We start from the raw sequence: 7,727 nt of genomic DNA on the forward strand, positions 1-7,727 counted from the left end.
CGCGCACCGTGTCATTCCACTCCGCCAGCACCCGACGCCGCTCCGCCGCGTCGAGAATGTCGATTGCGCCGATCGGCCGACTGGGATCGTGTGCGATTGCCTCGACCAACCTCACGAGACGTTGCTGGTGACAGGCGAGATCGTTCGAGGTGTAAAGGGCGGGATTGGCGTCGAAATCAATTCGAAGCCCTTTTCCATCTCCACGGTCGTAGACGAAAATTGCGAGGTCGTCGGCCGAGCCATTGGAGAGGTTGTGAGTCGTTGCGGAATGGCCGCCGAACCGGAGGTCGTAGTCGAATGGCTCGATATTGATGACAGTGGTAAAAAGGTGCCCGTTGGTGGAAAGCAGGCTAAGGTCCCGCCTGAGGTCCTCGTATCTGTAGGACTGGTGTCGAATCGCTTCGCGGACCTGCCTTCCCACATCGCGAATGAGTGCCGTCGCGCTCATGCTCGGACTCATCGCCAAACGTAGCGGCACGGCGTTGGCAACCATGCCGGGAACACGCCGCAGCCGTCCCTTGGGCCGGGCGGCAACCGGCAGGCCAACGACCAAATCGTCAATACCTGTCACGCGATGGAGATAGGCTGCGATCGCGGCGATCATGATCTGCGGGAGACTTGCGCCGCTGGCCTGCGCCGTTGCGCGCATCGCCTTCACGCTTCCAGCACCGAGATGGGTCGTCTGGCGGAGAAGGCCACCGACATTTTGCCTTCGCTGATCGGCAAGACTAAACGCAACCGGGCGATCGGCGAAGTGCTTCAGCCAATACTCGCGGTCGCGTGCAAATCGTTCGGAGCTCCGATACGCGGTCTCTTCTTCGAGGAGAAGCGCCAAAGGACCGAAAGTACCTTGTTCGGGAGCGCGTCCCTCGGTGAGAGCCGTGTAGATCTCGGCGACGCGCCGGGCGAAGAGCCCGCCGGTGAAACCGTCCATGACGATGTGATGGCTGCGATGATACCAGAAATAGTGATCCGCCGCGGCCTTGAACAATGCGCAGGTCCAAAGCGGCCCTGTCAGCAGATCGACCGGTTGGGTCAACTCTGCCATCATCCAGCCTTCTGCTGCCGCCCGCGGGTCAGGTTCGGAGCTAACGTCGATGAATGGAAAGGTCGTATCCAATCTGCGGGGAATCATCTGGCGAATTCCATCACTTCGCTCGATGAACCGCACTCGCACGGTTTCCGCTTCCATCCCGGCTTGCCGCAAGGCCGCCTCGAACAGCGGCGGATCAATCGGACCGTGTATCTCTATGGACTCCGCAAGATTGAATATCGAGTCCGGCGAACTGAACTTCTGCGCAAACCACATGCCCGTCTGAGCCGCGGAGAGTGGCAATACCTGTGAAGGTTCGTTGATCGCGTTCACGGCTTCCCCAACCATGTATTATGCCTTAGACGGATGATCGAGTCTGCGGCTATGCCGGATGGCTATCAGCGCGGGCTCTCGGAAGCATGTCCGTCCAGTTTGTGTCGATGTAGTCGATGCAGGCCCGGCGGCTGTTCTGTGCGTAGACCACGGACCAGCCGGCCGGAATCTCCGCAGCTGCGAGCCAGAGCGAATGTTGACCTTGGTCATTGAGCAGGACGACGAAGGTGCCGCCCTGATCATCGAAAGGGTTACTCACGTCTCGTGCTCCGATCTCGACTAGGGGATGACTTCAGTCGTGCGCCCACGATCAGGCCGCGGCTGCGTGCGCGAGGCCCACACGCGCTTCAAGCTGTCGAAGGATTTGTGTAGACACGTCAAGCTGTCCGGCCATGGCGATGGTGTTGCCGACTCGGCGCGCGGGGCCGAGGCGCTCGAGTCGCCAGCCAGCCCGCCGCAGGACTCGCTCCATACGCACGTCGACGACACAAGCGATCGTGTTTATGCCGTTCGACAAACTGAATTTCAGAACTCCGATCAGCAGATCGTAGGTCGCTTGTGATATGCCCGATTGAGTGCCGCCGGTGTTCCCGCTCACTGCAAATCGGCTGGCTTCCCACACGCGTTCTCCGCGAGGCACGGCTGCCTTGGTCACAAGGGACGCAAAGATATCGCGAAGCATATTCGGACCGGTCGTCGGCAGGAGGCGGACGCAACCGTTCAGGATGCCGTGTCTGTCCATCGAGAGCAGATAGCGAGGCCGCAAGGCGTCGTATTCGTCAACCTCAAGTTCGCCGCTTACGATGACGTCCCAACCGAGCCGGTCCTTGAAGACCGCCTTCCGAAGACGATGCATTTGATACAAACCGCTACCGCTGATGTGGCGTTCTGCATTGTCCTTCGTGACAATTCGTATCATTGGCGTCCTCGTGCCGTCCGTCAGGCTGGAGTATGACCCGGCGCCAACATCAGCTCGAGCTGTCTACCTTTGCAGGTATCCCGTGTTTGGAGACTGCCCTAGAGTCGGCGTCGGTAGCTCGCGAACATGCTGCGCTATGCACCGACGCGGCCACAACGGGTGGTGCCGACACGATAGAGGGATGCGACACCAAGTGACCTCGAAGAGCGACGCTACGGAGAGCGACGCTATCAAGACGCGCATCTGCAAGCCCAGGCGCGGCCACTCCAAGGTCGCGGCACTTCGGACCGCTCGACGAACGGCTACATGCTGATGATGTCGTACGCCAGTCCCTTGGCGACCGCCTGTTGCACGGTCGCAACTCCGAGCTTGCGCTTGGCATTCTGGGTGTGAAAGACAACCGTTCGTCGGCTGACGTTTATGATTTCCGCTGTATCCAAAGCGCTCTTTCCGCGAGCTGCCCATTGCAGGCAGACCCTCTCGCGCTGTGTCAGGTATGGGCGAGGCGATGACGTGGGCGATGGCGTTACGTCACGCAATTGCGCATACAGGTAGATCGCAATGAGATGCAGCTGATGGCGGTATTTCTCGACTTGGGATTCGAACGCCGGACGGGAATTGCCAGCCGAGAGCGTGAGTGTGGCAACTTTACCCTGGCGATCATGGATCGGAATCGTGACACCACGTCGAATGTTGAACTCGCTGGCCTCTTTTAGAAGCCCCTTCTGCCTGTTGGTCAGCCCTGCATCAAATCGATCAGCCGACCAAGCGAAGGGAAGCGTCGTTGTAACCGAGCGGGCGATCACCGGATCGATCCTGTCGTACCGATTTGCACAGTACCGCTCCACCCAGGAACTCGGATACGTCGTCATTGCCAGTGTATCGTCTTCGTCACCTCGCGGCGTGAAGCTTAGATAAGCGAAACATGGAAAGCCGTACTGATCCAAGGTCTGTCGCAATAGACGCTCGATTTCATGCGCGTTGTCGCATGTCGTCAGATTTTGAACGAATTGTTCAAATACCCTCATGTCGCACCCCCTTGCCTACGACAGCCGCGCCTTTCTTCGAGCTGATCCATAACCGATTTGGGGGATACGGCGACACTTCCGGTCCCTGTTGGTGATGTTGCCGTCGGACCATTGCGTTGGCGGTGAAGATCATCGTGACTATTGACCGTTGGTTACTTACTTGAATTCGTGCCTTCCTGAGCTGCCACCACAGCATTCATAATGGTTTATGAACGAGGATAGGCTGCATAACGACTCTCCAAGCTTCACATCCCCACCATCAGACGAATCCGAAGCTAAGGATTCCGCCGAGCTCACGGACGATGCCCTGAAGTTGATAGTACCTCGACGCATTCAGAGGTTGCAAATGAAAATTACACGACAATCAGATTTGGAACAGCATTGCTGCGAGTTCTCGTAGCTGCGTCGCAAAGCCGCAGCCTATCGAGCTGACGATAATCCATTTTTCTTTTCCATGAGCAGATCAGGCATCAGTTTGGTGGTGCTGCTGTCGGTGCTAACGAGATGCCGCGCGCGGGCTCGGCCTTAAGCGCGCCGGGTCACTCGCGACTGGACGCGCCTTGCAAAGATGCGGCTTCCCGCTATTGTCGCGCGATCGGACGGAAGCTTCCTGGTGCTGGCACCTAATGAGCTTGGTGTGAAATGGATTTTCAGCATCTCGAAATCGATGGTCTTGTTCTCATCGTCCCCTCAAGGCGTGGTGACCATCGGGGTTTTTTTTCGGAGACCTTCCGCAAGGATGATCTGAGGGCACACGGCGTGATGGACGATCTGGTCCAGGAGAACCATGTCTTCTCCGCCGAACGCGGGGTGCTGCGCGGACTTCATTTTCAACTGCCTCCCAAAGCCCAAGGCAAGCTCGTTCGTTGCGTCGGAGGATCGATCTTGGATGTGGCCGTGGACATCCGGCGAGGATCTCCGACCTACGGACGTCATGTAGCGATCGAGCTGTCTGCGGCGAACTGGAAGCAATTATGGGTACCGTCAGGATTCGCTCATGGCTATGTGACCCTAGAAGCACCAGTCGAGGTTATTTATAAAGTGACCGACTATTGGGCCCCGGATCTTGAGCGAGGGATCGCCTGGGATGATCCAGATCTTGCAATCGATTGGCGATTAGCAGGCGAGCCCATTTTGTCTAAGAAGGATCAGCAGAATCCGCGGCTCAGTTCCGTTATCTCGCCCTTCAAGAATGCGCAGGGGAGCCACTGAACATGCACGTTCTCGTCACGGGCGGAGCAGGATTTATCGGCTCGGCGGTTTGTCGGCATTTTGTTTTTGACCTTGGCCTCAAGGTCGTTGTCGTCGACAAGTTGACCTATGCCGGCAATTTGGCCTCGCTTGCGCTGGTTGCCGAGCATCCCAACTATGCGTTCGAGAGGGCCGACATCTGCAATGCAGATGCCCTGCAGAAGATTTTCATCAAGCATAGACCGACTGCCGTCGTTCATCTTGCAGCAGAAAGCCACGTTGACAGGTCGATCACCAGCGCAAATGCATTTGTCCAAACAAACGTTGTAGGCACCTTCACCCTGCTGGAGGCCACGCGCCGCCATCTCGACCATAATCCCCTGCTCGCCGATCGATTCCGGTTCATTCACGTTTCGACCGATGAAGTCTACGGCTCGTTGGGAGAGACCGGACTTTTCACCGAACTTACGCGATATGATCCGAGTTCCCCCTATTCAGCGACCAAGGCCGCGTCCGATCATCTTGCAAAGGCCTGGCACAGAACCTACGACGTGCCCGTCATTGTATCCAATTGCTCAAACAATTATGGGCCCTATCAATTTCCTGAAAAGCTCATTCCGTTGATGGTCCTCAACGCTCTGCACGGGGAGCCGTTGCCGGTTTATGGAAATGGTCTCAATGTCCGGGATTGGCTGTTTGTCGAGGATCATGCGCGCGCGCTGGGCTTGATCCTCGAGAAAGGAGTTCCAGGCGAGACCTATAATGTCGGTGGTCGCAACGAACGCTCCAACATCGAGGTGGTAAGACAAATCTGCGCATGCCTTGACGAACTGCGTGGGCCCGCACATTCGCACGACGGCTTGATCACCTATACCGAGGATCGTCCGGGTCACGATTTGCGCTACGCCGTCGACGCAACAAAGCTCGAAACGGCTCTGGGTTGGCGCGCTGAGGAGACTCTGGAAAGCGGCATCAAAAAGACGGTCAGATGGTATCTCGAGCATCCCGCGTGGTGGAGGCCGCTGCGCGAAAACGTATACCGTGGCGAGCGACTAGGTCTTGGTCGACATTGAGCAGAACGATGCGTCTATATGTTATTGGGAGCGAAGGTCAGGTCGCTCGATCATTGCGGGAAGCTGCCGCAGCGAACCCCGACATCACGATCAGATGCTCCACGCGCTCCGACCTCGACCTGTTGCGCATCGAACAGATTGAAAGGGCTTTGGCGGAGTTCTCGCCAGACATCGTTGTAAATCCTGCCGCCTATACCGCTGTCGATCGTGCGGAGACGGAACCGGATCTGGCCTACTCGATCAATTCCAAGGCAGCTGGTGCGGTCGCATCAGCAGCAAGTCGATTGGATGTTCCCGTCATCCATCTGTCGACGGATTACGTTTTCGACGGCAAGAATCCGGCTCCTTACGTCGAAACCGACGCGACTTCGCCGCAGAGCGTATATGGTCGATCGAAGCTCGCCGGCGAAGTCGCGGTGGCGTCTGCCGCCGATCGTTACCTGATCTTGCGAACTTCATGGGTCTACGCGCCCTATGGCAACAATTTCGTAAGGACGGTCATGCGGCTCGCCCGGCAACGGGATCGATTGGGTATCGTCAACGACCAGATCGGCTGCCCCACTTACGCGCCCGACATCGCCGATGCCATCATTGCCGTCGCTCGGCAGATCGCGGGTTCGGGCTGGCAGTCTGGTCATGGCGGCGTCACGCATCTGGCGGGTCCTGACGAAATGAGCTGGTTCGAGTTCGCCAGACGCATCGTCCTCGACCTCGCAACGAGACGAGATTGTCCAGCCCGTGTTGAGGCGATCTCGACGAAGGACTATCCGACGGCCGCTGTTAGGCCGGCGAATTCCCGTCTGAACTGCGACAGATTGAACTCTGTCTTCGGGCTGCGCCTGCCTCACTCATCGCAATCCTTGCGAATCTGCCTCGATCGCCTGTGCGATCCCGCTCACGCCAATTTGGAGTAGATCTTGAAAGGCATCATTCTGGCTGGCGGAACCGGCACCCGCCTCTATCCCATGACGTTGGTGGTGTCCAAACAGCTCCTGCCGATTTACGACAAGCCAATGATCTACTACCCGCTAACGACATTGATGCTGGCGGGTATCAGGGACATACTGATTATATCGACACCGGGCGATCTTCCGCTATTTCAGTCCCTGCTGGGCGACGGCGGGCAATGGGGACTGACGCTATCCTATGCCGTGCAACCCAAACCTGAAGGCCTGGCTCAAGCCTTCATTATCGGGGCAGATTTTGTGCGCGGCGAATCGTCAGCCTTAATCTTGGGCGACAACATCTATTTTGGCCATGGTCTGCCGGACATGCTTGTCAGGGCCGCTGGCCGCCGGTTCGGTGCGACGGTCTTTGCCTATCATGTCGCCGACCCCGAACGGTACGGCGTGGTTGGCTTCGACAGCACAGGACAAGCAACTTCGATAGAAGAGAAACCCGCAACTCCAAAATCGAACTTTGCCGTGACGGGGCTATATTTTTATGATCCCCAGGTGGTCGAAATTGCCGCCAGCATTGTTCCCTCCGCGCGAGGGGAGCTTGAGATTACCGACGTCAACAGGGTCTATTTGGAACGAGGGCTGCTCGCTGTTGAGCAAATGGGCCGCGGCTTCGCTTGGTTGGATACTGGAACACCCGACAGTCTCATGGCCGCCGCGGACTTCGTCGCGACTCTGGAGAAACGGCAAGGCTTTCGCATCGCCTGTCCGGAGGAGATCGCGTTCAAACAGGGTTTCATCGAGCAGAAGCAACTGGAGCGGCTGGGGGCAGCGCTCGGCAAGAGCGACTACGCTAGATACGTGCAGGCTCTCGCCAAGGCAGCTGCTCTCTGATACGCGCGCGTTCCGAGATTGACGTTCGACGATTCGCGTTGATTGATGGCGCGCGCCGTGTGTTCGACAGGCCTCGGCGAGCTAGAAACGTGCTTCGCCGCAAACGTCTTGTGTCAACTTGTCCCGGAAGAGCCGTTTTGCAATCACTAGACCAGGTGTGGTGCCCTGCTGGGCTCGTCCCTTCTCATCCATGCTCTCGACGGACCGACCCGCGGCTCGCTTGAATTACGCAAATGCCCAGTTGTCGAAGCTACGGTCCCTCGCGTGCACGGTGGCTAGGTGTGGTCTTCCAGGAGGTTGTCCATCCGGTCTGAACCGAGGAAGCTGAGGTTGCGAAGCTTCAGTGTTCCAAGGAGA

General features: G+C 57.7%; 8 protein-coding genes. 4 read left to right on the top strand and 4 right to left on the bottom strand.

Going from position 1 to position 7,727, the window contains the following annotated elements; all coding sequences use genetic code 11:
• From QX121_RS31385 to QX121_RS31400, 4 genes are all read right to left on the bottom strand, one after another.
• Positions 1-1,366: condensation domain-containing protein (locus QX121_RS31385; protein WP_315813897.1), on the bottom strand; the 1,366-nt coding region annotated here is incomplete at its 3' end.
• A 49-nt stretch (positions 1,367-1,415) separates the two neighbouring features.
• Complete coding sequence (locus tag QX121_RS31390; RefSeq protein WP_315774298.1) at positions 1,416-1,625, bottom strand: MbtH family protein; 210 nt, start codon at positions 1,623-1,625, stop codon at positions 1,416-1,418.
• Between the two features lie 51 nt (positions 1,626-1,676).
• Positions 1,677-2,285, bottom strand: a complete 609-nt coding sequence (locus tag QX121_RS31395) for an acyl-homoserine-lactone synthase (RefSeq protein WP_315733680.1) — start codon at positions 2,283-2,285, stop codon at positions 1,677-1,679.
• Between the two features lie 302 nt (positions 2,286-2,587).
• Complete coding sequence (locus tag QX121_RS31400; RefSeq protein WP_315774297.1) at positions 2,588-3,313, bottom strand: LuxR family transcriptional regulator; 726 nt, start codon at positions 3,311-3,313, stop codon at positions 2,588-2,590.
• 642 nt (positions 3,314-3,955) lie between these two features.
• On the opposite strand from QX121_RS31400, the gene rfbC reads away from it, so the two are divergent.
• The 4 genes from rfbC to rfbA are packed head-to-tail and all read left to right on the top strand — an operon-like array spanning position 3,956 to position 7,370.
• Positions 3,956-4,525: a dTDP-4-dehydrorhamnose 3,5-epimerase gene (gene rfbC / locus QX121_RS31405; protein ID WP_315813898.1), complete on the top strand. Its 570-nt coding sequence runs from the start codon at positions 3,956-3,958 to the stop codon at positions 4,523-4,525.
• A gap of 2 nt (positions 4,526-4,527) precedes the next feature.
• Complete coding sequence (rfbB, locus tag QX121_RS31410) at positions 4,528-5,577, top strand: dTDP-glucose 4,6-dehydratase (RefSeq protein WP_315813899.1); 1,050 nt, start codon at positions 4,528-4,530, stop codon at positions 5,575-5,577.
• Between the two features lie 8 nt (positions 5,578-5,585).
• The gene (rfbD, locus tag QX121_RS31415) at positions 5,586-6,491 is read left to right on the top strand and encodes a dTDP-4-dehydrorhamnose reductase (protein WP_315813900.1); all 906 of its coding nucleotides are present in this window, start codon (positions 5,586-5,588) and stop codon (positions 6,489-6,491) included.
• A 3-nt stretch (positions 6,492-6,494) separates the two neighbouring features.
• Positions 6,495-7,370, top strand: a complete 876-nt coding sequence (gene rfbA / locus QX121_RS31420; protein WP_315778449.1) for a glucose-1-phosphate thymidylyltransferase RfbA — start codon at positions 6,495-6,497, stop codon at positions 7,368-7,370.
• The last annotated feature ends 357 nt before the right edge of the window (positions 7,371-7,727 follow it).

Source organism: Bradyrhizobium sp. SZCCHNR2028, assembly GCF_032380995.1.
Classification (GTDB): Bacteria; Pseudomonadota; Alphaproteobacteria; order Rhizobiales; family Xanthobacteraceae; genus Bradyrhizobium.